This is a genomic window from Chitiniphilus purpureus, assembly GCF_025642115.1.
GTDB classification, from domain to species: domain Bacteria; phylum Pseudomonadota; class Gammaproteobacteria; order Burkholderiales; family Chitinibacteraceae; genus Chitiniphilus; species Chitiniphilus purpureus.
In genome coordinates this window covers 938,379-964,226 of sequence record NZ_CP106753.1, presented here as the reverse complement: position 1 = coordinate 964,226, position 25,848 = coordinate 938,379, and the positions used below count along the sequence as shown (strand labels likewise).

Here is a 25,848-nt window from a genome sequence, read left to right as displayed (position 1 = left end):
AGTCGGCTATTGCAACCACTCATTGACTTCGAGCAGGTCCGCCTCATCCAGATCACCCACCGCATAGGCCAGCTGCAGCCGTGCATACAGGTATTGATAGCGCGCCACCACCAGATCGTATCGGGTCTGATAGTACTTTTGCTCGGCGTCGAGGACATCCACCGTGGTCCGCACGCCCACTTCGCGTCCCAGCTTGGTCGATTCCAGCGAGGACAGACTGGATTTCTGCGCCTGCTCCAACGCCTCGATCTGCGCCGCCCCGCTTTGCACGCCAAGGAAAGCCTGCTTCACCTGCTTGACGCTGTCGCGCTTGGCCGCTTCCAGCGTCAGGCTTTCCCGGTCGCGGTTGGCGATCGCCTCGCGATACTTGGAGCTGCGTTCGCCGCCGGTGTAGAGCGGAATGGACAGTTGCAGGCCGATGGTGGTGTTCTCGGTGCGGTCACGCCCGCCCGAGCGGGAAAGCTCCTCGCTGGCCCAGGTGTTGCCGTACTTGGCGACCAGGTCCAGCGTGGGTGCGGTGCTGACGCGGTAACGGTCGATCTCGCGGCGACTGATGTCCAGGTTGAGCCCCTGGCTTCTGACCGCGAGGTTCTCGTTCTGCGCACGCTCCACCCACGACTCCAGCGCCGCGGGCTGCGGCCCGGTGGGACGCAGGTCCTCGCTGATGGTGGCCAATGCAGCCGGGTCAAGGCCGGTCAGCAGCTGGAAGGCGTTGTGCTTGATCTCCAGATCGTTGCGCGCGGCGATCTCGCTGGCGAGGATCGCGTCATACCGTGCCTGCGCCTCGTTGGTGTCGGTGATGGTGGCCACACCGACCTCGAACGATTTCCTGGCCTGCGCCAGCTGCTGCGAAATCGCCTCCTTCTGCGAGACCGCGAGCTGCACCCGCTCCTGTGCCGCCAGCACTTCGAAATACGCCTGCGCCGTACGCAGGATCAGGAGCTGCTCGGCGTCGCGGAACTGCACCTCGGCAAGGTCGGCCTGCTTTCTGAGCTGGTCCGAGCCGACCATCACATCGGCACGGTAGATCGGCTGCGCCGCCGAGACCGCGGCGCTGTACTGTTCGCCGTTGGCCGAGCTATCGGGCAGCGTCTCGCTGCCCGCATGGTATTGCTCGCGGCTTTTCTGGGCCGAGCCATCGAGCGTGACCTTGGGCAGCCACAACGCGCGTGCCTGGTTGTTCTTTTCCCGCCCCGCGTCGAGCGCATGGCGCGCCGCCTGGTAGGTGGCATCGTACTGCTGCGCTGCACGCCAGCTTTGCAGCAGGTCCGCCGCCGCGCCTGCCTGCGCCAGCAGGGCCAGCGCTGCGGCGATCATGGTCTTCTTCATGCAAATCCCCTGAATTTCAATGGGTTCCCTGCGCCGGCGCAGGGGTGGGAGCAACGCGGTTCCAGGCCACGTACAACGCAGGCAGGAACAACAGGGTCAGCAAGGTCGCGACGAACAGCCCGCCCATGATGGCGATCGCCATCGGCCCCCAGAAGGTATCCCGGGTCAGCGGGATCATCGCCAGGATGGCCGCGGCGGCCGTGAGCATGATGGGCCGGAAGCGCCGCACCGCCGATTCGATCACGGCGGTCCACGGATCGTGGCCGTGGCTGATGTCCTGCTTGATCTGGTCCATCAGAATCACCGAGTTGCGGATAATCATACCGGAGAGCGCAATGACGCCGAGCTGCGCCACGAAGCCGAACGGCGCATTGAACAACAGCAGCGTCATCGTCACCCCGATCAGCCCGAGCGGCGCCGTCAGCAACACCATCACCGTCAGCCGGATGCTGTTGAGCTGGATCATCAAGAGCGTGGTCACCACCAGCAGCATCAACGGCATCACCGCCGAGATCGAACGCTGCCCGACCTTGGACGCCTCCAGCGTGCCGCCGACTTCGATGTGGTAACCGGCCGGGAGTTTCGCGGCCAATGCATCGATTTCCGGTTGCAGCGCCGTCGCCACGTCCGGCGGCTGGGCGCCGGCAACATCCGCGCGCACCGACAGGGTGGGCACCCGGTTGCGTCGCCAGATCAGGCTTTCCTCGGCCTCCAGCCGCACCTCGCCCAGCTGCGACAGCGGCACGGTGGCGCCGTTGGCGAGTTTCACCGGCAGGTTGCGCACCGCGGCGAGCGAGGCACGCTCGCCCGGCACCAGCCGCGCCACCACGTCGATCATCTCGTTGTGTTCGCGGTACTGGGTGGCGGTCACGCCGGAGACCGCCAGCTGCAGGTATTGCGCCAGCTGCTGGGTGGTCAGCCCGACCGCACGCAGTTTGTCCTGGTCGGCGTGGATGCGCAGCACCTTCACCTTTTCGCCCCAGTCGAAATGCACTTCACGGGCATGCGGGTTGCTGCGCATCACCGCCGCCACCTGCTCGCCCACCTGGCGCAGCACGGCCGGGTCCTTGCCCAGCACCCGGAACTGCAGCGGATAACCCACCGGCGGACCGTTCTCCAGCCGGGTGACGCGGCCACGCACCTGCGGGAAATCATTGGTGAACAGCTTGGCCACCCGCCGGTAGACGTTGTCGCGCACCTTCTCGCTTTTGGTCATCACCATGAGCTGGGCGTAGTTCAGGTTCGGCTGCTGCTGATCGAGCGGCAGGTAGAAGCGCGGCGAGCCGGTGCCGATATAGCTGGTGACGCTCTGCACATCCGGATCGCGCATCAGGATCGCTTCGAGCTTCTTGGCCTCGCGCTCGGTGGCCTCGTACGACGCGGCATAGGGCAGCCACAGATCGACCATCAGCTCGGGCCGGCTCGACGCCGGGAAGAACTGCTTTTGCACCGCGGTGGAAAACAGCACCATCGACAGCACGAACGCGAGGACCGTGACGCCGATGGTCGTCTTGCGCCAGGTGATGCACCAGGTGACCAGGCTGCGGAACCGCCGGTAGAAGCGCCCCTGATACACGTCGTGCGTGTGCTGCTTCATCTTCTCGGGCAACAGCTGGTAGCCCAGGTACGGGGTGAACACCACCGCGACGATCCACGACAGGATCAGCGCGATGCCGACGACGGCGAAGATCGAGAAGGTGTATTCGCCGGCATTGGACTTGGCCAGCCCCACCGGCAGGAAGCCCGCCGCGGTGATCAGCGTGCCGGTCAGCATCGGCATCGCGGTGCTGGAATAGGCGAAGGTGGCGGCGCTGAAGCGGTCCCAGCCCTGCTCCAGCTTGAGCGCCATCATCTCGACCGCGATGATGGCATCGTCGACCAGCAGGCCGAGTGCGATCACCAGCGCCCCCAGCGAGATGCGCTGCAGATCGATGCCGGCCAGCTGCATGCCAAGGAAGGTGAGCGCCAGCACCAGCGGAATCGACAACGCCACCACGATGCCGGTGCGCCAGCCCAGGCTCAGAAAACTCACCGCCAGCACGATGATGACGGCTTCGAGCAGCGAGCGCATGAAAATGCCGACCGCGTTCTTCACCACCGCCGGCTGGTTCGACACCGTATGGAATTCCACGCCCACCGGCAGGTCGCTCTTGATCCGTGCCAGCGTGGTGTCCAGCTGCTCGCCCAGTGCCAGCACATCGCCGCCCCGCTTCATCGAGACGCCAAGCCCCAGCGCCGGGCGACCCATGTAGCGCATGCCGATCTCGGGCGGATCGATGGTGGCACGGTAGACATTGGCCACGTCACCAAGCCGGAAGCGCTTGCCGCCGATGTCGAGCACCGTGTCGCGGACCTGCGCCGCCGCGTCGAAATTCCCGGTCACCCGCAGGAACACCCGCTCGTCGCGGCCCTCGACCACGCCGGCAGCCGACAGTGCGTTGGTCGCCGCCAGCACGTCATTGATCTGCAGCGGCGATACGCCAAGCGCCGCCAGCTTGGCGGAGGCATATTCCACATAGATCTTCTGCGCCTGCTCGCCGAAAAGCTCGACCTTGTTCACATCCTTCAGCCGCAGCAGCTCCTGGCGCACGCCTTCCACGTAGCGCTTCAGCTCCGGCATGGTGAACCCGTCGCCGGTAAAGGCGTACAGGTTGCCGAAGGTTTCGCCGAATTCATCGTTGAAGAACGGGCCCGCCACGCCCTGCGGCAAACCGCCACTGCGCTGCAGGTCGTTGACGCGCTTCCTGATCTGGTACCAGGCGCCCTCCACCTGGTGGCCGCGGATCCACTCCTCCAGGCTGATGACGATCAGCGCCTCGCCGGCGCGTGAATAGCTGCGCATGTACTGGATGGTGGTGATGCCCTGCAACGACTTCTCGAGCGGATCGGTCAGTTGCCGTTCCACCTCGCTGGCGGAGGCGCCGGGCCAGAACGCGCGCACCACCATGGACTTGAACGTGAACTCGGGGTCTTCCTTCTGCCCCAGCCGGGAATAGGACAACAGGCCGGCCAGCGACAGCACGATCATCAGGTACAGCACCAGCGAGCGATGCCGCAATGCCCATGCCGACAGGTTGAAATGCGTGGCATAGGCCGCCGGATGGTTTTGATGCTCGTTCATGCGCCGGCCCCCTGGCTGCGCTCGGCCAGGCGCTTGACCTGCTGTCCTTCGCGCAGCAGATGCGCGCCGGCGGTGACCACCAGCGCGCCGACCGGCACACCGCTCACCAGCGCCGCCTCGTCGGCCACGCCCAGTACCTTGACCGGCATGGCGCGCACCACCCCCTGCGCCGGGTCAAAGCGCCAGACCTGCTGCCGTCCGGTCTCGCCAAAGAGGGCGGTCAACGGTACACGCACCTCCTTGCCGACGGCCACGCTGCCGTTCGCGATCGTGACGCTGGCGCTCATCCCGAGTTGCACGCCCTCGCCGCCGCCATCGAAAGTCACCCGCGCCGGGTAGGTGCGCGCCACCGGATCGGCCGCCGGCGACAATTCGGAGATCCGGCCCTTCAGTGTCTGCCCGGGCAGCGCCCACAGCCGGATCTGCACCGGCTGACCCAGCTGGACCGAGCCGCGCAGCTGTTCGGGCACGTTCACGGCGATCTCGCGCAGGCCGTTGCGGGCCAGCGTCGCCACCGGCTGGCCGGCGGCCAACACCTGCCCCGGCTCGGCGGCGACCTCGGTGATGACGCCATCGGCATCGGCGGTCAAGGCGGCATAGCTCGCCTGGTTCTGCGCCAACACGCGCTGGGCATTGGCCTGCCGTACCGCCTCCTGCGCGGCATCGAGCGCGGTCTTGCGGTTGTCGACCTCGGCCTGGCTCACGAATTTGCGGGAGAACAACTGCTGCGCGCGCTCGTAATCCATCTTCGCCTGCGCCAGCCGTGCCGCGGCGGCGGCCGCTTCGGCCGAGGCGGCAGTGGCGCCCAGCGCCACGTCGCGCGGGTCGATGCGGGCGATGACCTGCCCGCGCCGCACCACCGCACCGACCTCCACCTGACGCTCCAGTAGCTTGCCGCCGATGCGGAACGCCAGCGGTGTCTCCACGTCGGCACGTACCGTGCCGCTCAATTCCACACCGGGGGCAGCCCCCGGCGCGGCGACTTGCATCACCCGCACCGGGCGCAGCGCTTCCTTTTCCTGCGGCGGCTTGCCGCAGCCCGCCAGCGACAGGGCCAGCAGCAACGTACCGGTGGGGACAGACCATGATATGCGGTTCATCTTGATTCCTTCAGGCAATGGCGGAACGGGGCATCAGGCCGTGCAGCACGAGGTCCAGCATGGCCTCCAGGTAGCTGCGCGGATCGGCATCGGGGTCGAAACAGGGCACAAGCGAGTGTTGCCAGATCATCAGCATCACCACGGGCGACATCAGCGTCTGCACCGCATGCTCGACTGGCACGGCACGGAACTCGCCGCGGGCGATGCCGTCCTCGACCACACGCTTCAACAGCGCCTGGCCCGGCTGGATGAATTCCTTCTGGTACAGCTCGGCCACCTCGGGAAAGTTCTTCGCCTCGGCGACCATCAGCTTGGGCAGCGCGGACAACCGGCTCTCGCCGATCTGCGTCCACCAGGTGAAGAGGAAGGTGCGCAGGCGCGCCGCGGCGCCCACGTCCGGCTCGGCCAGCAAGGATTCGCCCAGCGCGAGCTTGGGCAGCACCAGCTCACGGATCAGCGAGGCGAAGATCTCCTCCTTGCTCTTGAAGTAGCGATAGGGCGTGCCGCAGGTGACCCCGGCACGCTTGGCGATATCGCCCATCTTGGTGGCGGCGTATCCCTTCTCGGCAAACAGATCAAGCGCCGCCTCCAGGATCTCCTGGGGCCGCGCGGCCTTGCGCCGGGACCAGCGCTTGGCGAACGGGCAGTCATGCATCGTGGCAGCAAGTTAATAAATTAATGTTCATTTATTATTTCGGGTGGCAAATGCCGCTGTCAATCGCTGCCTCGACTACGCAAACGGATACACGTGCGCAGCGGCGCCGGCGTTACAATCCGCAGCGTTCAACCGTCAGCCTCAGTTCCAGGAGCCGCCATGACCGTCGCCACCCCGCAGGACAAAGCCAACATCCTTTCCGAAGCGCTGCCCTACATCCAGCGCTTCTTCGACAAGACCATCGTGATCAAGTACGGCGGCAACGCCATGATCGACGAGGAACTGAAGGAAGGCTTCGCCCAGGACGTGGTGCTGCTCAAGCTGGTGGGGATGAATCCGGTGGTGGTGCATGGCGGCGGCCCGCAGATCAACGACCTGCTCGATCGCATCGGCAAGAAGGGCGAGTTCATCCAGGGCATGCGCGTGACCGACGCCGAGACCATGGACGTGGTCGAGATGGTGCTGGGCGGCCATGTGAACAAGGAAATCGTGTCGATGATCAACAAGCACGGCGGCAAGGCCGTCGGCTTGACCGGCCAGGACGGCCACTTCATCCGCGCGCGCAAGATGTTCCTCAAGGGCGCCAACGCCGACGAGCTGGTCGATATCGGCCAGGTCGGCGAGATCGAGAAGATCGATCCATCCATCGTCGCCCACCTCGATGCTGCCGACTTCATCCCAGTGATCGCGCCGATCGGGGTCGACGCCAGCGGCGAGAGCTACAACATCAATGCCGACCTCGTCGCCGGCAAGCTGGCCGAAGTGCTGCACGCCGAGAAGCTGATCCTGATGACCAACACGCCGGGCGTGCTCGACAAGGACGGCAACCTGTTGACCAAGCTGACCGCGCGCCGCATCGACGAGCTGTTCGCCGACGGCACCATCTCCGGCGGCATGCTGCCCAAGATCGCCTCGGCACTGGATGCCGCCAAGAGCGGCGTCAACTCGGTGCACATCATCGACGGCCGGGTGAAGCACGCGCTGCTGCTCGAGGTCTTGACCGAGCAGGGCGTGGGCACGATGATCCGGGCCAAGTAGGCCGCGCCGCGGCGGCAGGGAAAATCCCTAGCCGGCGCTGCCGTCCGCCCGCTTGCAAGTTTTACCCGGCTGGCTAGATTGGAATGACCGTCCATCCACCCCCGCGAGGCCGCTCCGATGAAGACCGCACGTCATTTGCTGGATGAGAAATCCCTGCGCGACACGATCTCGATCTCGCCGCAGGCCACGGTCTACCAGGCATTGCAGCTGATGGCGGAAAAGAACGTCGGCGCCGTGCTGGTGATGGAGGGGCAACAGTTGGTGGGCATCTTTTCCGAACGCGACTATGCCCGCAAGGTGGTGCTGATGGGCAAGACCTCGGCCGGCACGCCGGTCTCGGAGATCATGACGCGCAAGCTGGTGGTGGTGGCGCCCGATACACCGGTCGATACGTGTCTGGGCCTGATCACCGAGAAGCGCATCCGCCATCTGCCGGTGCTGGATGGCGAGCGGGTGTGCGGCGTGCTGTCGATCGGCGACCTGGTGCGCGAGAAGATGGCCGACCAGCAGTTCACCATCGATCAGCTCTCGCATTACATCTACGGCCCGCGCTAGCCGCCAAGGCCCCCGCACCGCAAGCCGGCCCGGCCGGCTTTTTTCATATCCACCGCGCCCGTATGCCGCATCCGATCTGGCTGTTCGACCTGGACAACACGCTGCACCACGCGCACAGGCACGTGTTCCCCATCATCGATGCCGAGATGACCGCCTGGATCGCCGCCAATCTCGCCATTGCGCCGCATGCGGCAGACGAGCTGCGTCGCCGTTACTGGCAGCGCTACGGCGCCACCATCCTCGGGCTGAAGCGGCACCATCCGCAGCTTGACCCGCATCACTTCCTTGCCGCCGCCCACCCGCTGCCGCGCCTGCTCGAAACCGTGCACCCGGTGCCGGGCTTGGCGCGCACGCTGCGGCGGTTGCGAGGGCGCAAGATCCTGTTCACCAACGGCTCGACCGCGTACGGCCGGGCAATGCTGGCCGCGCTCGGGGTGTCGCGGCACTTCGATGCGGTGGTCGGCGTGGATGCATTGCGGCTGACCCCCAAGCCCTTCGCCGCGGGGTATCGGCAACTGCTGGCACGCTACCGGCTCGACCCGCGCCGCTGCGTGATGGTGGAGGACAGTGTGGACAATCTGACGACGGCCAAGCGCCTGCGCATGCGCACCGTCTGGCTGCGCCCCCATCGGCGCGGCCATGCGGCGGTGGACTACCTCTTGACCGGCTTGCACCAGTTGCCAGGCCGGCTGGGTCGGCAGCGCTGAACCCTGGACCCTGAAACACAGGGGCACCGGGTTCCACGGGAAAAACCGAAGCAGAGAGGCAGATCGGTGTGGCCTACAGCGGCTCCGCCCCATTGAAGACAGGTGCAGTGCGCCTTCCGTCCACCGCTGTCCTGCTCTGTGCCCCCGGTGTCTCAAGACCCGGGGTGTCAGTTGACGCCCTGGGTCTGCTTCCGCCTCCCGGCCGCTACAGCTCCACCTGCATCCCCATCTCCACCACGCGGTTGGGCGGGATCTTGAAGAAGGTGGTGGCCCGCAACGCATTGCGGTTCATCAGCGCAAACAGCTTGCGCCGCCAGAGCGCCATTTCCGGATACTTGGCCGCGACGATGGTCTCGCGTGACAGGAAGAACGAGGTCTGCATCGGATCGAGGTCCAGTTCCGGCTGCAGCTCGGCCACCTGCCGCAGGATGGCCGGCACGCTGGGCTCTTCCTTGAAGCCATAGGTGGCGACGATCTGGTAGAAGGTGGCCCCCAGCCGGCGCACCGCCACCCGTTCGCGCGTGGTCACGTAGGGAATGTCCGCGCTCTGGATCGTCATCAGCACCACCTGCTCGTGCAGCACCTTGTTGTGCTTGAGGTTGTGCAGGAGCGCATGCGGCACCCGCTCGGCGCTGCCGGTCATGAAGATGGCCGTGCCCTCCACCCGCTGCGGCGGGCTCGCCTCCAGCATCTCGACGAAGCCCTCCAGCGGCAGCTCGCCCTGGTGCAGGCGCTCGTTGAGCATCACCCGGCCGCGCTTCCAGGTCATCATCAGCGTGAAGGCGATCATCCCCACCAGCAGCGGGAACCAGCCGCCCTCGTGGATCTTGAGCGCATTGGACGAGAACAGCAGCAGATCGATCACCAGCATCACCCCCAGCAGCGCGAAGATGCCGATGCGCCACGGGCCGCTGAAACGCCGGCCCAGCACCACGAAGGCCAGCAGGGTGGTCATCACCATGGTGCAGGTGACGGCGAAGCCGTACGCGGAGGCAAGATTGCCCGAAGTGCGGAACAGCAGCACCAGCACGATCACCGAGACCAGCAGGAACCAGTTGATGCCGGGCATGTAGATCTGGCCGATCTCGGTATCGGAGGTGTGCTCGATGTCCATGCGCGGGGCGAATCCCAGCTGGATCGCCTGGCTGGTCACCGAATACGCGCCCGAGATCACTGCCTGCGACGCGATCACCGTCGCCAGGGTCGCCAACACCACCAGCGGCAGCACGCCCCAGGACGGCGCCAGCAGGAAGAACGGGTTCTTGATCGCCGCCGGATTGGAGAGCAGCAGCGCGCCCTGGCCGAAATAATTGAGCACCAGTGCCGGCAGCACCAGGCCGAACCAGGCGCGCCGGATCGCCGGGCGCCCGAAGTGGCCCATGTCGGCATACAGCGCCTCGGCACCGGTCAACGCCAGCACCACCGCGCCGAGCAGCACGAAGGCCTGCCAGGCATGGTGGGTGACGAAGCGCCAGGCGTAGAGCGGATTGATGGCCGCCAGCACCTCCGGCATCTTGATGATCTGCCACAGGCCAAGCGCACCCAGCGTCACGAACCACAGCACCATGATCGGCCCGAACAGCCGGCCGACGCTGGCAGTGCCGCGCATCTGCAGCAGGAACAGCGCGATCAGGATGCCGATGGTCAGCGGCACGATATAAGGGTCAAAGCGGTGGGACACCACGCCGATGCCCTCCAGCGCCGAGAGCACCGAGATCGCCGGCGTGATGATGCTGTCGCCGTAGAACAGCGCCGCGCCGAAGATGCCCAGCACTGTGTACAGCAAGGCGCGCCGGGTGCCGGCGCCGGCTTCGCGCAACGCCAGCGCCATCAGCGCCAGCACGCCGCCTTCGCCACGGTTGTCGGCGCGCAGGATCAGCACCACATACTTGGCCGACACCACCAGCATCAGCCCCCAGAACACCATGGACAGGATGCCGAGCACGTTCTCGGCCACGATGGGCAGCGGCACGTGGCCGTTCAGGCATTCCTTGAGCGTGTAGAGCGGGCTGGTGCCGATGTCGCCGTAGACGACGCCCAATGCGGCCAGCGTGATCGCAGCCTTGCCGGAAGGCGCGGCGCCGGGGTTGGATGGATTCATTTGGCTCGGGTCGAACAGGGTGGCCGGATTATAGCGTCGGGGTCCCCGGAAGCGCCGAAAACGTGGTCCGCAGTTGCGGCAATGCAGCATGGACGCGCGCCCAATCGAACCAGGGGCCAGGATCGGTCTTGCGCCCCGGCGCGATCTCGCTGTGCCCCGCGATCGCCTGCAGCGGATAGCGCGCGGCCAGCGCGGCCAGCAGCGGCAGCAAGGTGGCGTACTGCGGTCCGGCGAACGGCACGTGGTCGCTCCCCTCAAGCTCGATGCCGACCGAGAAATCATTGCAGCGCTCGCGGCCGCACCAGTTCGAGACCCCCGCATGCCACGCACGCGCCCCGGCCGGCACGAACTGCACCAGCGCACCGTCGCGCCGGATCACAAAGTGGGCAGAGACCCGCAACCGCGCCAGCTCGTCATAGCCCGGATGCGCCTGCGGATCGATCCGGTTGGTGAACAGGCGCTCGATGTCGTCCCCGCCGAACTGGCCGGGCGGCAGGCTGATGTTGTGGATCACCACCAGCGACACCGCCTCCCCCGCCGGACGGGCATCGTGGTTGGGGCTCGGCACCTGGCGCGCGCCCTGGCACACGCCGTCCGCGTCGATCGTCAATTGCATCACGTCCTCGCTCAGCGCGCCCTGCAGTGGCCGGACGGCCACGGCTCAATCCTTGCCCGCCAGTCCAAGCCGGTCCATCCGATAGCGCAGCGAACGGAAGGTCACCCCCAGCAGCTTGGCCGCCTGGGTGCGGTTGCCACCGGTCTTTTCCAGCGCATCGAGGATGGCGGCCCGCTCGACCCGGTCCAGATGGTCCTGCAACGGACAATCCGCACCCCCACCCGTTTCATCGTCCAGCCGCTGCGGCGAAAGCTGCAGGTCGAAGGCGGTGATCGCTGATCCGTCCGACAGCGCCAGCGCACGCTCCAGCGTGTTCTCCAGCTCACGTACATTGCCGGGAAACGCGTAGCTGCGCAGCGCCGCCAGCGCGTCGTCTGCAAGCGCCGGCACGGTCTGGCCGTTCTGCACCGCCAACCGGCCGAGCAACTGGCGGGCGATCAGCACCACGTCCTCGCCCATCTCGCGCAGCGGCGGCATCTTCAGCTCGATCACGTTCAGGCGATAGTACAGATCCTGCCGGAAGCGGCCGTCCTCGACACAGCGCGCCAGATTCTGATGGGTGGCCGAGATCAGCCTGACGTCGACCGGCTCTTCCACCGTGCTGCCGACCTTGCGCACCTTGCGCTCCTGGATCGCCCGCAGCAGCTTCACCTGCATCACCAGCGGCAGATCGGCCACCTCGTCCAGGAACAATGTGCCGCCGGCCGCCGCCTGGAAGAAGCCCTCGCGATCCTGGTCGGCGCCGGTGAAGGCGCCCTTGCGATAGCCGAAGAACTCGCTTTCCATCAGGTTCTCCGGGATCGCACCGCAGTTGACGGCCACGAAGGGCTTGTCGGCGCGGCTGCCACGCGCGTGGATCAGCCGTGCCGCCCGCTCCTTGCCGCTGCCCGATTCGCCGGTGATGTACACCGGCGCCTGGCTGCGCGCGAGCTTTTCCACCAGCTCCAGCACTTGGCGGATGGCCGGGGAATCGCCCAGCAGCGGCCGATCCGGCAGCGGGCCCGCCTCGGCAGGCGCCTCCTCCAGGTTGAGCGCCGACTTGACCAGCGTGCGCAGCTGGTCGAGCGCAAGCGGTTTGGCCAGGTAGTCGAACGCGCCGGCCTTGAGTGCGGCCACCGCATTCTGCATGCTGCCGTAGGCGGTGATCACCGCCACCGGGATATCGAGCCGCTCGCGCTCGATGTATTCGACGATCTCCAGCCCCTCGCCGTCGGGCATGCGCATGTCGGTCAGCACCAGATCGTAGCGGGTGCGCGCCAGCGCGGCGCGGGCCTCGGCCACGCCATGCGCGGTATCCACGTCCAGCCCCATCTTGATCAGTGTCAGTTCCAAGAGCTCGGCGAGGTCGACCTCGTCGTCGACCACCAGCACCCGCCGCCCGTTCCTAGCCTTTCTCGCCATTGTCGACCTCGAACACGATCCTGAAGCATGCCCCATGCCGCGCCGGTATATATTCCAGCCACGCCGAATTGGCCGCGCAGATCTCGCGTGCAATATACAGGCCGAGCCCGGTGCCTTTCGATTCGGTGGTGAAAAACGGCTCGAACAGCTGGCTTTGCGCATCGACCGGCACCGGCGGACCGTCGTTCAGCACGTCCAGGCGCCAATGGCCGTCATCGTCCATCTCGACCATGAGACGCAGGCTGCCCGGCTGCTTGGTGCAATAGCGCCAGCCGTTGCGCACCAGGTTCCACAGCACCTGGTGCAGGTGGCCCGGGTCGAAGCGGATCTGTGCCTCAGCCGGACACACACAATCGATTCGGATGCTGATGTTCTCCACTTGGCGCACGTCGTCCAGGAAGCTCGCCAGCCACCCGTGCAACGGGATCAGCGCCCGTTCCAGCCGGTCGCGCCGGTTCAGCTCCAGCACATCGGCCACCATCCGCTCCAGCCGCCCGGTGTTCTCGCCGATGATGCGGGTCAGTCGCGCCTTGAGCGGATCATCGTCCGCCTCCTCGGCCAGCAGTTGCGCGGCATGGGAAATGGCACCCAACGGATTGCGGATCTCGTGGGCCAGGTTGGCGGTCAGCCGGCCCAACGCCGCGAGCTTGAGCTGCTGCGCCTCGCGACGCAGCCGGTCCATGTCTTCCAGATAGACCAGCACGTCGCCGGTGACGGTGAACGATGCCGGGGCGAAGCGCGGGCGCAGGGTCTTGCGCGTGGCGCCGGCCTGGACCAGCGCAGGGGTGCCGTACGGGTCCTCCCGCCAGCACGCGAGCACCTGCTCCAGCTCGGGCAGGAAGGCCGACAGCGCGATGGGGCAGTCGGGGCGCTCACCGATCAGGCGTCCTGCCTGTTCGTTGTACTGCCGCACCTGGCCGAGCACGTTCACCACCAGCACGCCCTCGGACACGTCCTGCAGGATGCGCGCGTTCAGCTGGCCCATCTGCTCCAGATCCACGCCGCGCTGCTGCGCCAGCGCCTCACTCTCTCTCGCGTAGCGCGCCAGACGATGCGCAAGCCACGCTACTGCAAAGCTCGCCAGGCACAGCAGCACCACGTTGGCGTAGTCGCCGGCGGCCGGGTCGCCGGAAAGCCGGCGCACGGTATGCTCGGTCAGCAGCGCGATGCTGGCGATCGCGGCATGGAACAAGGTCATCCGGCCGCGGGCGATCAGGCCGGCCGCGGCAAGGTAACACAGCAGCAGGATGCCAAGGCCGCTCCGGACCCCGCCGAACAGGTGGACCAGCGCGACGATGAAGGCGATATCGGTGACCGCGTGCAGCGTCAGCTGCATCTCGAACACCGGGCGGCGCAGCCGGATGCCGAACAGGAACACCAGCGCCAGCAAGGTGTAGCTGGACGACAGCCACAGGAACACCCGCCACCTGGCCTCGCCATCCAGGGTCTGGGGCATGAACCAGCTGCCGCTCAGCAGCAGCGCCACCACCGACAGCAGCCGGAAGGTATTGAGCAGGCTGAGCGAGCGCCAGTACACCTCGGCGGCCGGATGGCGACCGCCGGGCGCGGGCGGCGCCGGATCAGCCTTGCGCGCGAATAGGCGCGGTTTCAAGGAAACGCGACAGTTCGGACAGCGCGGCTTCATAGACGCCGCGCTTGAATTCGATCACCGCGTCCAGCGGCGCCCAATAGCCGTTCCAGCGCCACGCATCGAACTCCGGATGCGACGAGCGTCTCAGGCAGACGTCAGAATCGCGTCCGACCAGCCTGAGCAGGAACCAGATCTGTTTTTGCCCCTTGTAGGTGCCGCGCCATTCGCGGCGCACCCAATTGGCCGGCACATCGTATTTCAACCAATCGCGCGTGCGCCCGACAATGCGCACATGCTGTGGCTCCAGGCCGACTTCTTCCATCAGCTCTCGGTACATCGCCTGTTCCGGCGACTCACCTTGCTTGATGCCCCCTTGTGGGAACTGCCACGAGTGCTCACGCACGCGCTTGCCCCAGAACACCTGGTCAGCCTGGTTGAGAAGGATGATGCCGACGTTCGGGCGATAGCCGTCACGATCAAGCATGGGTGTTCACCCTGTAACCTTTAGTTAACGCTAATTTTTTCACATCCGATGCGGCTTGCAAACCACCGCGGGGATTTTGAAAGCCCCGAACGGCGGCGCATCAAATGAACAGCCGGCGATCGTTGTAGGGATTCATCCGCACCAGGTCGGCCACAAACTCGGCAAATTCGAGGCCATAGGCGGCTTCGAGCACCTGGGCGCGCTCGGCCAGCCGCGCCCATTGCGGATTGTTCTGCGGCTGGTTGAAGGCAAACGCCATCACATTGCCCCGCTGCCTTGCCGGCAGGCAGAGCACCCGGCCATCGAAGGCGCTCCCGAGGCGCTCGCGATACATGCCGAAACGCTTGTCCGAGCTCCACAGGTTGACCGCCAGCACGCCGTTACCGGTCAGCCGCTCGCGGCAGGCGGCGAAGAAATCCGCGGATGCCAGCGGCGCGGCGATGCCGGTGGCGGAGTAGGCATCCATCACGATCAGGTCGGTCGAATCGGCCGGCAGGCCGTACACGTGGGCCGCGCCATCGCCCACCCGTACCTGCAGGCGCGCATCGTCCGGCGGCAGCGCGAACATGCTGCGCGCCACGTTCACCACCTGTTCGTGCAGCTCCACGCAGGTCAGCCGCGTGGACGGCAGCCGCGCATGCACCCACTTGGCGATCGACCCGCCGCCCAGCCCGATCAGCAGCATCTCGCGCGGCGGATCGATGAACAGCAGGATGCCGAACAGGCACCGGGTGTAGGCCAGCACCAGCTCGACCGGGTCGCTGACGCGCATCGCACTCTGCGTATCGTCCTGGCCGAAGTGCAGTTTGCGCACGCCGAATTCTTCGGAGATATCGATGACGAGCTCGTCCGCCGCCATGGCGGTACGTCTGGAACGGAACAGCACTATGGTGCCCCGCAGCCGTCGTCGTCGTCCGGACGGCTGGCAAGGATATTGATCCGCCCGGGCTCGGCAAAATTCTCGCGGTCGAACGCCTTGTCGCCATCCGCACGTGCCACCCCGTCGGCCCGCGCATTGACGAAGTCGTACAGCGCCGGATCCGCCAGGTGCGACGGGACCACATTGCGCAGCGCGCGGAACATGCTTTCGATGCGCCCCGGGAAGCGCTTGTCCCAGTCGGCGATCATCTCGCCGATCACCTGGCGCTGCAGATTGGGCTGCGAGCCGCACAGGTTGCACGGGATGATCGGAAACGCCCTGGCGACGGCGTAGCGCGCGATGTCCTTCTCGCGGCAATAGGCCAGCGGCCGGATCACCACATGGCGGCCATCGTCGCTGACCAGCTTGGGCGGCATCGCCTTGAGCTTGCCGCCGTGGAACATGTTGAGGAACAGCGTTTCCAGGATGTCCTCGCGATGATGGCCCAGCGCGATCTTGGTCGCGCCCAGCTCGTCGGCCACCCGGTAGAGGATGCCGCGCCGCAACCGGCTGCACAGCCCGCAGGTGGTCTTGCCCTCGGGCACCACCCGCTTGACGATGCTGTAGGTGTCTTCCTCGACGATGCGGTACTCCACCCCCAGCGACGACAGGTATTGCGGCAGCACATGCCCGGGAAAGCCGGGTTGCTTCTGGTCGAGGTTGACCGCAACGATGGAGAAATCGATCGGCGCGGACTGCTGCAGCCCCAGCAGGATGTCCAGCATGGTGTAGCTGTCCTTGCCGCCGGACAGGCACACCATCACCCGGTCGCCCGGTTCGATCATGTTGAAGTCGTTGATCGCGTCGCCCACCGCATGCCGCAGCCATTTGGTGAGCTTGTTGAAGTTGAAGCGGGCTTTCTTGTCGGCGTCGGACAACACCGTGGTTTCGGTCGCTGCGTTCATGGTTCGGGCCAAAAAGCGCGGGGCGACGCGCGCCCCGTGCTAGGTGATTGAATTGCCGCGGATTTTACCCCAAGCATCGTGCGCTGCCCAGGCACCGCCCCGGATCGGCCTGCCGCGATGCCACGGCCTTGGCTACCGTAGGCACCGCCATCAAAACCCGGCGCAGCGGTCCTGCAGGAAGCGTGAAACACCCACAGCACGGGTATGGCAAGGGAGCGCGACACTACCAGACGGCTGTTGCGGGCGGCGCTAAAGCACCACGCTGCGCCCACCGTCCACCGGCAGCACCACGCCGGTCAGGTACGGCGCCTCCAGCAGGAAATGGATGGCCTGGGCAAGATCCTGCGGCCCCCCCACGCGCCCGAGCGGAATGCTCGCCTCGATGCGCGCACGCTCGGCATCGTCGAACACCGCCTCGTTCTCCGGCCACAGATTGGCACCCGGGGCCACCGCATTCACCCGCACCGCCGGCGCCAGCTCGCGCGCCAGCCCGCGTGTCATCGCCACCAGCCCGGCCTTGGCTGCGGTATAGAGCGCGAACCCCGGGCTGGGCCGCTCGACATGGATATCGGCGATGCTGACGATGGCACCGCCGGTGTGCGCCAGCGCTGGCGCGGCCGCCTGCGCCAGAAACAGCGGTGCCTTCAGGTTGGACCCCACCAGCTCGTCCCACGCCGCCTCAGTGAAGGCGCCAACCGGCGTGGCAAAGAACGACGAAGCGTTGTTGATCACCGCATCAAGCCGGCCGAAACACTCCAGCGCCGCCGCGACCAGCTCGGGCAGCCGTGCGGTCTGCAGCAGATCAAGCTGCACCGTAGCCGCCGAAGCCGGCCGCAGCGCATTGAGCTCGGCCGCAAGCGCGGCCGCCGCTGCCGCACTGCCGCGGTAGTGGATCAACACTCGCCAACCGCGCGCATGCAGAAAGCGCACCACGCCCGCACCGACCCGCTTGGCGCCGCCCGTGACCAGCGCCACCTTGCCCAGCTGATTGTCCTGCATTCCCATTCCCGTATCGCGCCCCTGTATACCGATCCGGCGCCTGTCGTCATGCGTTGCGCAGCGGTGTGCGGGCAGCGCCGGATGCGGCGCAGATGACCGGGCGATGTACCGGTCTCACCACCGCAGGCACCCCGATCGCCCGGAACCCGAAGGCCGGCCCGGATACGCCGGCCACCGCGTTGCACCCCTTGGCAAAAACCCGCCACTGTCCACGCCGTGCGCCTTGCCGGCGCAGCGCAATCATGAAACTCGTGACGGCAGGCCCTAGAATTAGGTTTTAGCCGATTCTCCCGCCCCGATGATTCCCTCGCAACACCGGCCCACGCTGCCCCAGCCCGACCCGGACGCACTCAGCGTCTCCGAAGCGCTCACCGCCCAGCTGCGCGACCACATCGTCGAACGCGGCTGGCTGTCGTTTGCCGACTACATGGCCCTCGCACTCTATCGCCCGGGGCTGGGCTACTACGCCGGCGGCGGGGCCAAATTCGGCCAGGGCGGCGATTTCATCACCGCGCCGGAACTCTCGCCGCTGTTCGGCGCCTGCGTCGCCGAGACCATCGCACCGGTGCTGGCCGCGCTCAACGGCGGCGACATCCTGGAATTCGGGGCCGGCACCGGCCAATTGGCGGCCCAAGTGCTGGCCGAGCTGGAGCGGCTGGACCAGTTGCCGCAGCGCTACCTGATCGTCGACCTGTCGGCCGAGCTGGCCGACCGCCAACGCGCCACGCTGCATACGCTGGTGCCGCATCTGGCGGACCGGGTCAGCTGGCTGAGCACGCTGCCGGACCAATTGCACGGTTTCGTGCTGGGCAACGAAGTGCTCGATGCCATTCCATGCAACCTGATCTACCGCGATGCCGCCGGCGCCCTGTTCGAGCGCGGCGTGGTGTGGAAGGACGGCTTCACCTGGGAAGACCGCCTGCTGGTGCCGGGGCCCCTGCTCGACTTGGCCAGCGCGCTCGACCTGCCCTGCAACTACCTCACCGAGATCCAGCCGCAGATGCATGGCTTTATCGCCAGCGTGGGCCACATGCTGCAGCGCGGCGCGGCGCTGTTCATCGACTATGGCTTTCCCGCATCCGAGTACTACCATCCGCAGCGCAGCGGCGGCACGCTGATGGCGCATTACCGGCACCACAGCCTGGACGACCCGTTCTTCCTGCCCGGTCTGGCCGACCTGACCTGCCATGTGGATTTCTCGGCAGTCTACAGCGCCGCCGACGCAGCCGGCCTGCAGCTGGAAGGCTATACCTCCCAGGCCCAGTACCTGCTCGACACCGGCCTCACCGGACGGCTGGGCCGCCTGCCCGAAGCGCAATACCCGGTGGCGGCCTCCGCCGTGCACAAGCTCACCAGCCCTGCCGAGATGGGCGAGCTGTTCAAGGCAATGGCCCTGTCGCGCAACCTGCCGCTGACCACGCTGCTGCCGGGCTTCCGGCATGCGGACGACTCGTTCCGGCTTTGAACAATCCCCAGGCCGCCCACCCCGATCGATACGCCAAGCTTGACAGCATGCCGCATGGGCGACACAATCCCGGGTTCTTATGGCTATGTAGCTCAGTCGGTTAGAGCACAGCACTCATAATGCTGGGGTCACAGGTTCGAGTCCCGTCATAGCCACCAGATCTCCTAGCGCGGGCAACCGCGCAGGTCAAAAAGCCCCCGGATGCTTGGCATCCGGGGGCTTTTTCGTTCCGGGGCAACGAAAGGCCACCGCCGGTACAAAATCGGGAAAACCACGATGCCCGCAAGGCAGCCCCCTGGCAGCCGCCGATCGCAACCGCCAGATCACGCCTCATCCCAGGCCACGCCAGCCTTGATCCCATTCCCCAGCACGGGATGCCGCTGGCTTGGCACCGCCCCGGATCGGCCAGCCAGTAAAACCCACACCGCCCCTGCCTGGGAGCAGACACCCGCCACCCCGGCCGCACCTGGTATTGAACGTGGCTTGGAAAAGCCCACCCAGAATGGCCGCCCGGGCCGGGGTGAGCCGATCCGGATCGAAACCGCCCTTCTGCAGCTGGTGATTCAGCCGCAGCCACACCGCATCAGCCCGGGTGAACAGATTGGCCGGATCGGCCAACAGCGGCTGCAGCAGCGCCGGCGGTGATCGTTATCGCCCAGGACATAACAGCGCAGCCCGATCCCCAATTCCCGGCGCTCGATCAGCACCGGCAACGGCCAGCGCAGCAGCCGCCCCGACTTGTGCCACCAGAGCGGTAGGCAAGCCCAGGTCGTGGGAAGGAATGTTCTATGTTGGTGTGTGCTCCGAATGAGACGGGAGCCATGTCCAACAGTCCGGTGTGACGCGCCTGTGGATGGATTTCCGGGGGCGGGGGTGAGGCGGGGTGGTTAGGGCTGGGGGCCAGCAGATGAGCGCGTTACAAGCGGTTTGGAGAGATCAAACGGGCGTGAAGCGCACTATCAATCAGGTGCAAAACGGCTCAAAACGCTGCTATAAACACCTTCATGCCAACGTACTTTTAACTTAAGAAAACACTCTGTTGCGAGAGCTACGACAAAGTCGCCGCGTTAGTACGATTAGCGTGAATATACGGACACCGCTGTAGAAAAATCGCACAAGATCAAGGTCATACAGACGTTTATCCGGGTCCTTATTTATTGAAAATGTGCTGACAAAGCTGTCAGTCTATTAACTGCTAGGTTCTTGGGGGGGATATTCGTGGTTTGGTTACCAAATTCAAAAGCTGTAGAAGATATTCACATCGAATTGGCAAAAATTTTTGAACAGGAGAACGACCCGATCTCCCCTGTGGGTATTAAATCACAGCCAATGCTTGAATCCGCCTGTGAACGCCCAAATACAGGCGTTGGCAGTCATTTCAAATATACCACTCTTGAACATAAGCTAGCCGCTTTATTTCACTCTTTAACAAAAAACCATCCATTTCATAATGGAAACAAAAGAACTGCCATCGTCTCATTAATTACGGCCCTATACAGAAACAACAAAAGGCTCGACTCTACAGTATCTGATGAAACCATTTATGATTTTGTTGTATCGGTTACAGCCGATGAATTTCCAAAGAAAGATCATGGACTGCATATAGATGTCGTTGTGGATGAAATTGCCAAATGGATCAAGAAAAAATCAACCCCCCTTAATACAAAAGCCCAGGGAATGAAAATTCGCGGTTTTATTGAAAAATGCAAAGCAGCTGGCGCACACTGTAAAAATGCCAGTGGTGGCGCATACGTAATCAGCAACAAATCCAACAGCATAAGAATCAGCAAATCGACCAAACAATTGTCTGGCCCAGTCATTCGACAATACCTAAATAAATTAGCGCTAAGCGAGACCACAGCGGGCATATCAATGGATGATTTTCGTGAAGGTGTTAGTGATGAGCGCGAGCAAATATATCGGTATATGGTTGCACTGCGTCGCTTAGCAAGAACCTAACACTCCAGTCAAACGGGGCCGGCTAAAGCAGGCCCGTTACTTCCAATGTTGGATTTCCCGGGCCCTTATCAAGCATGTTCAACTTCCTCGTTACCGCACATGAAGGCGCTTGGGATATCCCAGCGTACGAATACACTCGTGATCGTTTTCTGGAATATACCAATGATAAGGAAAAGACTCTTTTTAAGTCCCTAACCGCTGAGCACATTGATCTATTGAAATCATTTCCATGTCTTTTTGCATACGAGGGAGACAGGCACCCGGCCAGGGTTGGCTACCTGCGCTCCATAAAAGAACGAAGCAGGTCAATTCTTATTGAATATGAGTTCGAGCCTGAAATCAATCCAATTCCATTTGAGGATATTTCCACCTTACTTAGATTACTTGATATTGGCGAATGGGAGATGACTAGGACTCATTGGGCTGTCAAGGATGAAGATCTCTTCAAACGCCTACACGATGCAAGCCTAATTGACCAAAAATTCATAAACCCGGCAGGTCGAACTGGAAAATTGGAAGAGCTTAGATTCAAGGTTGCCTTCTCTTTCCCTGGCGAAGTCCGAAACAAGGTTTTAGAAATCGTCAATCGACTCAAAGGCTCATTACCCTCGGGCACGATTTTTTATGATGACGATTTCACTGCACAACTGGCCAGACCAAATTTGGATAATCTCCTTCAGGCTGTTTATCTGAGAAACTCAGACTTGATAGTTATATTTCTTTCTGGTGATTATGAAAAGAAAATGTGGTGTGGTATCGAATGGCGTGCAATTAGAGGAATTATAAATAACAAAAGTGATCATGCAGTTATGTTCGTTCGCTCGGACACAGCGGAAATTCCTGGGGTTTTCTCTCACGACGGTTATATTGATCTCAATAGATTTTCAACCGAGCAAGTCGCTGATTTTATTATCGAGAGAGTTCGCCTAAATGAGGGATAATAAATCTAACCTTTCGATCAACGTGACAGCCCAAAGCTGTGCTTTGAGCTCCCTCCGCTGCTTCGCAGCTCCGGCTGCACATTACCTCCAACGTTAGATTTTCGAAGCGCCATGACAACTACACTTACACCAGGATCTGTTATCCCGTTTTTGCGACGCCGAGATTACGTTCTAGTCAAACGCCTAGGTAGCGGCGCGTGCGGGGAGACTGTTCTAGTTCGTGATGACGTGATTGAGAGCAATTTCGTTTGCAAGAAATACTCACCAATCATCGAATCCCTCCGCCAAAAACTCTTCAAGAATTTTTTGAGGGAAATAAAACTGTTGCACGAAGTGCATCATCAAAACGTCATCCGCGTTTTTAATTATTACGTCTACCCGGAAAAGCTAACTGGCTATATCCTTATGGAGTATGTGCAAGGGTTAGATCTTGAAGAACACCTTGGTTTCAAGCCAGAAACAGTCAACGAAGTATTTATTCAGGCAATTGATGGTTTTGCTTACCTAGAGTCCTCACAAATTCTTCATCGAGACATTCGCCCGCAAAATGTCATGGTGCGTGACGATGGAATACTAAAGATAATCGATCTAGGGTTTGGAAAGCAGATTGAGGCTACGGTCGATTTTGACAAGAGCATTAGTTTGAATTGGTGGTGCGAACCGCCACTTGAATTTTCGGAAGGCATTTACGATCACACTACTGAAGTTTATTTTGTAGCCAAACTCTTTGAGAAACTTATTACAGAAATTGGCATTGAGCAATTCAAGCATGCAGCTTTGCTGGAGCGCATGTGTCGCCGAGACCCAGCAGAAAGAATCTCTTCTTTTCTGGAGGCAAAGAACGAACTGACTCTTCGACGCTCGGCAGATATTGAATTTGAAGAAAATGAGCAAAACGCATACAGATGCTTCGCAAATGCAGTCATCCAACATGTAACGAAGATCGAGGTAGGCACAAAATATATAAACGACTTAGACCGAATCAGGAGCCAACTAGAGGCGGCGTACCGAAACTGCATGTTGGAAGACGAGATTCCAGATTGCGCACCTATGCTCAGAATACTTATATCTGGACAGTACTACTACAAAAAGCAAGGTTTTGAGACTTTGATACTTAGAGAATTTCTTCAATTTCTTCGAAGCGCTCCGCTAGAAAAGCAGCGGATTGCACTCGCCAATCTTCACGCACGTCTAGATGCCGTAAAACGTTACGCCGAGCCAACGCCGAGTTTTTATGATGACATCCCGTTCTAGTCGAATTGAATCTAACAATTCCGTTGAGCGGGACTTGCCCACGAGCTGCGCTTGCGGGTTCCCTTCTCAGCTCCGCCGCTACGGCGCCCCTTCACGCCAAACATCATCCACACTACGGAATCAACTACAAGCCCAGTCTACTTCTCTAATGCAATAAAACTGGTATTAAAACTTCCTATGCACAGCCGGCCACCGAAGTAAACTCAAACGACCGTCGTTTTACCGCCGGCCCCATCTCGTAGCGGCATGCAGAAGTGCATACGCTTCACACAGAACCTTGGCTCTGCCTGCGCTAACGGAAGATTAAATATGGAACCAAGTTGGGACCATGCCGACCACTTTGGCCCTATCGGGACCAGCTCGCAAACCCAGCATTTATGCCACTGGGACCAGCGGGACCACTCAAAAATGTGGGGGCGGAGGGGTCACACAAGAGCACAAGAGAAAGTGGTATTAAAGTCACCCCCAAAATACAGGGGTACGCTATCTGTTAGCTATTACTTAAAACCAGCTGGATCGACATACCAGGATTTCTGTAAATAGCTTAAATAATCCGCTCACCATTGCATCATCTTTCTACGTTCAGCAATCCATTCCGCTTTATGAATATATGTCGCCCGAACACCATTCGCTCCTAGTGACTCATTTGCTGTTCAATGGCGTCTTTGCTCCAATACCCGGATTCATTAAAAGCACTGCATGCCATAGTACGAAATCCATATCCCCATATCTCGGTCTTTGTGTCGTATCCCAATCGACGCAATACTGCATCCACCGTGTTTTCGCATATTGGCTCTTTAGGATCATGATCACCGGCAAACACCAGATCGGATTGCCCGGTGAGTTGTTGGATCACCTACAGCGCTTCCTTGGCCCTACGTGAATAGCGAAAGGCTGGAACATGCGCTTCTCCCTTTCCAGGCTCGCGGATGTGCTCGCGGCCAGAGCAGCGGGGGCGCAGACCTCTTCCAAGCCCACACCTTCGACCCAGCGGCTAGGATGGCTCGCGGATCACTTTGGAGGCAGGCAAGGGAGCACCGCTTCGCGCTGCTGCTTGCTCCTCGTTGTTGGTACCTACACATCACGGCATACGGATTGTTGGTACATTATGTTTATCAAATCCGTAAAACCCAACAGAATAGCGGGATACAGCGCGATTTCAAGTTCCCGTCATACCACCGATAGAGCGTTTCACGAAGTATCGTGAGATGCTAAAAGCCCCGGACATCCATAGCGATTCCGGGGCTTTTTACTTTTCAAGTCATCGCACAACGCGTCATGACAAGCCGTCGTTTCAAGGGGTACGTTTAGGAGTACGAACTTCTACCCCTGAGGGGGCCGACCCCCTAGGCCTTGCCCGAACTGGTAAATGCGGATGAAGGTGGAATGAAACCTACGAAGCTGGTTCCCGTAGGGCCTGATAAGTAGTAGACGCATCCTTCGTCAGATATACCGACCGGCCAAGCCCACTCCTTGTGGGAATGGGCGGCCGCACGAGCGGTTCGAGGCTCGCCCTAATGCGATACTAGAACGGGTTGGGTCCAACAATAGGCCCACCGGTAGCATTGCAGCTGTATTGATTCACCGCAGTGATTTTGTCATTCAGGCCTAAATTGCTGATATTGCTGTACGAGCCTGGATAAAAGGTCCTCGTGGGAGCGGCACGCCATGCGTTGTAAAGCGCAGGGTCTTTGGGAGGGGCATCGATCCATACCTCCAGGCAGATGCGATCTGGAACCTGAATGGATGTGGTGCGATCATTCATGAACCCGCCGATGTTTGACACAGCCACATTCAATGGCGGTGAATATGATCGCCCGCCTTCAGCATTGAAGTTTTCGTGTTCATATAAAACTGCTTTTTGACACATCGTTGAATCGTACACGTCGATACTGGTGGTCCGATCTTGCAGAGGGTACATCTGAAGGTCGGCCTTGCTTCCCATAAAGCTCATCGTCATGCCGCCAAAGTACTCATGCTCGTAAAGCGTAATACATTGATTGGAGGCGACCGAAGAAATTTGGTCATTGATGTTGTCGTCCACACGGGCAACAGGCCCATTCGCCACTAAAATGGCCTCCTTGTAGTCCTTGTGCTTATAGAAGACAGCTGCGTTCGCCTGAATCGCGATCCCGGCGGCAAGCAGCATGCAGATCGTCTTTGCCTTACGCATTTCATCCATCCTTTCAAGTTTATTGGTTTGATGCTGGCTTTGTTGGCCGAGGGCATTCTAGGCAAGTAATTTGATTGAAATGAATGTCCAGATCTTTCAGGAAATTTGTTCGATTCTTCGGCAGCCTTAACTTTGACAAGCGCAAGTGGCAGCGCCTTGCTGATGCCTCTGATGGCAGGATTGGCTGCGCCGTGCAGACCGGGTGCCGGATTTGCGGCGGAAGCAACCGGGAACGTAGCGTCGCTTTGGAAGAGGTGGCGCCGCGCTGGCGTTACTGAGAGAGCGGGGATTGGGTGCGAAGTGCCGCGTGCGCTGTCACCGCCCCCGTCGTGGACGGTGCGGGCACAGATGACCGACATTACCTACATCCGCACACACGAAGGCTGCCTCTACCTGGCGGTGGTATTCAACCTGTTCTCGCGCCAGGTAATCGGCTGGTCGATGGGATCGCGCGTCGATTGCGAGCTGGCTGTGGCGATCAATGCGCTGCTCTAACCTGACGACGACCGCTTCAAGGACGAAGCGGAAGAGCTGG

Annotated in this window: 22 protein-coding genes and 1 tRNA gene; 9 read left to right on the top strand and 14 right to left on the bottom strand. The window is 62.1% G+C overall.

The window, feature by feature from the left end; all coding sequences use genetic code 11:
* Positions 1 to 6 precede the first annotated feature (6 nt).
* The 4 genes from N8I74_RS04185 to N8I74_RS04170 are packed head-to-tail and all read right to left on the bottom strand — an operon-like array spanning position 7 to position 6,205.
* Entirely contained in the window at positions 7 to 1,329 is a 1,323-nt protein-coding gene (locus N8I74_RS04185) for a TolC family outer membrane protein (protein WP_263125672.1), read from the bottom strand.
* A 16-nt stretch (positions 1,330 to 1,345) separates the two neighbouring features.
* Complete coding sequence (locus tag N8I74_RS04180) at positions 1,346 to 4,450, bottom strand: efflux RND transporter permease subunit (protein WP_263125671.1); 3,105 nt, start codon at positions 4,448 to 4,450, stop codon at positions 1,346 to 1,348.
* Entirely contained in the window at positions 4,447 to 5,550 is a 1,104-nt protein-coding gene (locus N8I74_RS04175; RefSeq protein WP_263125670.1) for an efflux RND transporter periplasmic adaptor subunit, read from the bottom strand. The genes N8I74_RS04180 and N8I74_RS04175 overlap by 4 nt, the downstream gene beginning before the upstream one ends.
* Positions 5,551 to 5,560: 10 nt before the next feature.
* Positions 5,561 to 6,205, bottom strand: coding sequence for a TetR/AcrR family transcriptional regulator (locus tag N8I74_RS04170; protein ID WP_263125669.1), 645 nt, complete (start codon positions 6,203 to 6,205; stop codon positions 5,561 to 5,563).
* 159 nt (positions 6,206 to 6,364) lie between these two features.
* On the opposite strand from N8I74_RS04170, the gene argB reads away from it, so the two are divergent.
* The 3 genes from argB (at position 6,365) to N8I74_RS04155 (ending at position 8,505) form a co-directional block, all read left to right on the top strand.
* Positions 6,365 to 7,243 carry an acetylglutamate kinase gene (argB, locus tag N8I74_RS04165; RefSeq protein ID WP_263125668.1) on the top strand — a complete coding sequence of 293 codons (879 nt, stop codon included), beginning with the start codon at positions 6,365 to 6,367 and terminating at the stop codon, positions 7,241 to 7,243.
* Positions 7,244 to 7,360: 117 nt separating this feature from the next.
* A complete protein-coding gene (locus N8I74_RS04160; RefSeq protein WP_263125667.1) occupies positions 7,361 to 7,798 on the top strand; it encodes a CBS domain-containing protein in 438 nt (145 codons plus the stop codon).
* Positions 7,799 to 7,860: 62 nt separating this feature from the next.
* A complete protein-coding gene (locus N8I74_RS04155) occupies positions 7,861 to 8,505 on the top strand; it encodes a pyrimidine 5'-nucleotidase (protein WP_263125666.1) in 645 nt (214 codons plus the stop codon).
* A gap of 205 nt (positions 8,506 to 8,710) precedes the next feature.
* Here the strand turns inward: N8I74_RS04155 and N8I74_RS04150 are convergent, their stop codons facing one another.
* The 8 genes from N8I74_RS04150 to N8I74_RS04115 form a co-directional block, all read right to left on the bottom strand.
* Positions 8,711 to 10,606, bottom strand: coding sequence for a potassium transporter Kup (locus N8I74_RS04150; protein ID WP_263125665.1), 1,896 nt, complete (start codon positions 10,604 to 10,606; stop codon positions 8,711 to 8,713).
* Positions 10,607 to 10,634: 28 nt separating this feature from the next.
* A complete protein-coding gene (gene ampD / locus N8I74_RS04145) occupies positions 10,635 to 11,222 on the bottom strand; it encodes a 1,6-anhydro-N-acetylmuramyl-L-alanine amidase AmpD (RefSeq protein ID WP_263126712.1) in 588 nt (195 codons plus the stop codon).
* 45 nt (positions 11,223 to 11,267) lie between these two features.
* The gene (locus tag N8I74_RS04140) at positions 11,268 to 12,623 is read right to left on the bottom strand and encodes a sigma-54-dependent transcriptional regulator (protein WP_263125664.1); all 1,356 of its coding nucleotides are present in this window, start codon (positions 12,621 to 12,623) and stop codon (positions 11,268 to 11,270) included.
* Positions 12,607 to 14,235, bottom strand: coding sequence for a sensor histidine kinase (locus tag N8I74_RS04135; protein WP_263125663.1), 1,629 nt, complete (start codon positions 14,233 to 14,235; stop codon positions 12,607 to 12,609). The genes N8I74_RS04140 and N8I74_RS04135 overlap by 17 nt, the downstream gene beginning before the upstream one ends.
* Complete coding sequence (locus N8I74_RS04130) at positions 14,204 to 14,698, bottom strand: RNA pyrophosphohydrolase (RefSeq protein ID WP_263125662.1); 495 nt, start codon at positions 14,696 to 14,698, stop codon at positions 14,204 to 14,206. The genes N8I74_RS04135 and N8I74_RS04130 overlap by 32 nt, the downstream gene beginning before the upstream one ends.
* 100 nt (positions 14,699 to 14,798) lie before the next feature.
* Complete coding sequence (locus N8I74_RS04125) at positions 14,799 to 15,557, bottom strand: fused MFS/spermidine synthase (RefSeq protein WP_263125661.1); 759 nt, start codon at positions 15,555 to 15,557, stop codon at positions 14,799 to 14,801.
* A 26-nt stretch (positions 15,558 to 15,583) separates the two neighbouring features.
* Complete coding sequence (ttcA, locus tag N8I74_RS04120) at positions 15,584 to 16,522, bottom strand: tRNA 2-thiocytidine(32) synthetase TtcA (protein ID WP_263125660.1); 939 nt, start codon at positions 16,520 to 16,522, stop codon at positions 15,584 to 15,586.
* 249 nt (positions 16,523 to 16,771) lie between these two features.
* Positions 16,772 to 17,521, bottom strand: coding sequence for a pteridine reductase (locus N8I74_RS04115; RefSeq protein WP_263125659.1), 750 nt, complete (start codon positions 17,519 to 17,521; stop codon positions 16,772 to 16,774).
* Between the two features lie 298 nt (positions 17,522 to 17,819).
* Between N8I74_RS04115 and N8I74_RS04110 the strand changes: the two genes are divergently transcribed.
* The 5 genes from N8I74_RS04110 (at position 17,820) to N8I74_RS04090 (ending at position 23,140) form a co-directional block, all read left to right on the top strand.
* Positions 17,820 to 18,986 (top strand): class I SAM-dependent methyltransferase, encoded by a 1,167-nt coding sequence (locus tag N8I74_RS04110; RefSeq protein WP_263125658.1) that lies wholly within the window; start codon positions 17,820 to 17,822, stop codon positions 18,984 to 18,986.
* An 81-nt stretch (positions 18,987 to 19,067) separates the two neighbouring features.
* A tRNA-Met gene (locus tag N8I74_RS04105) sits at positions 19,068 to 19,144 on the top strand.
* 1,060 nt (positions 19,145 to 20,204) lie between these two features.
* A complete protein-coding gene (locus N8I74_RS04100; RefSeq protein WP_263125657.1) occupies positions 20,205 to 20,945 on the top strand; it encodes a type II toxin-antitoxin system death-on-curing family toxin in 741 nt (246 codons plus the stop codon).
* 74 nt (positions 20,946 to 21,019) lie between these two features.
* Positions 21,020 to 21,886: a TIR domain-containing protein gene (locus N8I74_RS04095; RefSeq protein WP_263125656.1), complete on the top strand. Its 867-nt coding sequence runs from the start codon at positions 21,020 to 21,022 to the stop codon at positions 21,884 to 21,886.
* Between the two features lie 111 nt (positions 21,887 to 21,997).
* Positions 21,998 to 23,140 carry a protein kinase family protein gene (locus N8I74_RS04090; RefSeq protein ID WP_263125655.1) on the top strand — a complete coding sequence of 381 codons (1,143 nt, stop codon included), beginning with the start codon at positions 21,998 to 22,000 and terminating at the stop codon, positions 23,138 to 23,140.
* Between the two features lie 634 nt (positions 23,141 to 23,774).
* Here the strand turns inward: N8I74_RS04090 and N8I74_RS04085 are convergent.
* Both N8I74_RS04085 and N8I74_RS04080 read right to left on the bottom strand, forming a co-directional pair.
* On the bottom strand, positions 23,775 to 23,996 hold the full coding sequence (locus N8I74_RS04085; protein WP_263125654.1) for a hypothetical protein: 222 nt from the start codon (positions 23,994 to 23,996) through the stop codon (positions 23,775 to 23,777).
* Between the two features lie 669 nt (positions 23,997 to 24,665).
* Positions 24,666 to 25,313 (bottom strand): beta/gamma crystallin family protein, encoded by a 648-nt coding sequence (locus N8I74_RS04080; RefSeq protein ID WP_263125653.1) that lies wholly within the window; start codon positions 25,311 to 25,313, stop codon positions 24,666 to 24,668.
* A gap of 348 nt (positions 25,314 to 25,661) precedes the next feature.
* Between N8I74_RS04080 and N8I74_RS04075 the strand changes: the two genes are divergently transcribed.
* Positions 25,662 to 25,808, top strand: a complete 147-nt coding sequence (locus N8I74_RS04075) for a hypothetical protein (protein ID WP_408611931.1) — start codon at positions 25,662 to 25,664, stop codon at positions 25,806 to 25,808.
* Positions 25,809 to 25,848 lie beyond the last annotated feature (40 nt).

Bases quoted from the DNA above. Each gene is read 5' to 3' on its own strand.
- N8I74_RS04170 (WP_263125669.1), bottom strand. From the start codon at position 6,205: ATGCATGACTGCCCGTTCGCCAAGCGCTGGTCCCGGCGCAAGGCCGCG.
- ampD (WP_263126712.1), bottom strand. From the start codon at position 11,222: ATGCAATTGACGATCGACGCGGACGGCGTGTGCCAGGGCGCGCGCCAG.
- N8I74_RS04155 (WP_263125666.1), top strand. From the start codon at position 7,861: ATGCCGCATCCGATCTGGCTGTTCGACCTGGACAACACGCTGCACCAC.
- N8I74_RS04180 (WP_263125671.1), bottom strand. From the start codon at position 4,450: ATGAACGAGCATCAAAACCATCCGGCGGCCTATGCCACGCATTTCAAC.
- N8I74_RS04160 (WP_263125667.1), top strand. From the start codon at position 7,361: ATGAAGACCGCACGTCATTTGCTGGATGAGAAATCCCTGCGCGACACG.
- N8I74_RS04125 (WP_263125661.1), bottom strand. From the start codon at position 15,557: ATGGCGGCGGACGAGCTCGTCATCGATATCTCCGAAGAATTCGGCGTG.
- N8I74_RS04175 (WP_263125670.1), bottom strand. From the start codon at position 5,550: ATGAACCGCATATCATGGTCTGTCCCCACCGGTACGTTGCTGCTGGCC.
- N8I74_RS04075 (WP_408611931.1), top strand. From the start codon at position 25,662: ATGACCGACATTACCTACATCCGCACACACGAAGGCTGCCTCTACCTG.
- N8I74_RS04150 (WP_263125665.1), bottom strand. From the start codon at position 10,606: ATGAATCCATCCAACCCCGGCGCCGCGCCTTCCGGCAAGGCTGCGATC.
- N8I74_RS04115 (WP_263125659.1), bottom strand. From the start codon at position 17,521: ATGCAGGACAATCAGCTGGGCAAGGTGGCGCTGGTCACGGGCGGCGCC.
- N8I74_RS04110 (WP_263125658.1), top strand. From the start codon at position 17,820: ATGATTCCCTCGCAACACCGGCCCACGCTGCCCCAGCCCGACCCGGAC.
- N8I74_RS04080 (WP_263125653.1), bottom strand. From the start codon at position 25,313: ATGCGTAAGGCAAAGACGATCTGCATGCTGCTTGCCGCCGGGATCGCG.
- N8I74_RS04095 (WP_263125656.1), top strand. From the start codon at position 21,020: ATGTTCAACTTCCTCGTTACCGCACATGAAGGCGCTTGGGATATCCCA.
- N8I74_RS04090 (WP_263125655.1), top strand. From the start codon at position 21,998: ATGACAACTACACTTACACCAGGATCTGTTATCCCGTTTTTGCGACGC.
- N8I74_RS04185 (WP_263125672.1), bottom strand. From the start codon at position 1,329: ATGAAGAAGACCATGATCGCCGCAGCGCTGGCCCTGCTGGCGCAGGCA.
- N8I74_RS04140 (WP_263125664.1), bottom strand. From the start codon at position 12,623: ATGGCGAGAAAGGCTAGGAACGGGCGGCGGGTGCTGGTGGTCGACGAC.
- N8I74_RS04130 (WP_263125662.1), bottom strand. From the start codon at position 14,698: ATGCTTGATCGTGACGGCTATCGCCCGAACGTCGGCATCATCCTTCTC.
- argB (WP_263125668.1), top strand. From the start codon at position 6,365: ATGACCGTCGCCACCCCGCAGGACAAAGCCAACATCCTTTCCGAAGCG.
- ttcA (WP_263125660.1), bottom strand. From the start codon at position 16,522: ATGAACGCAGCGACCGAAACCACGGTGTTGTCCGACGCCGACAAGAAA.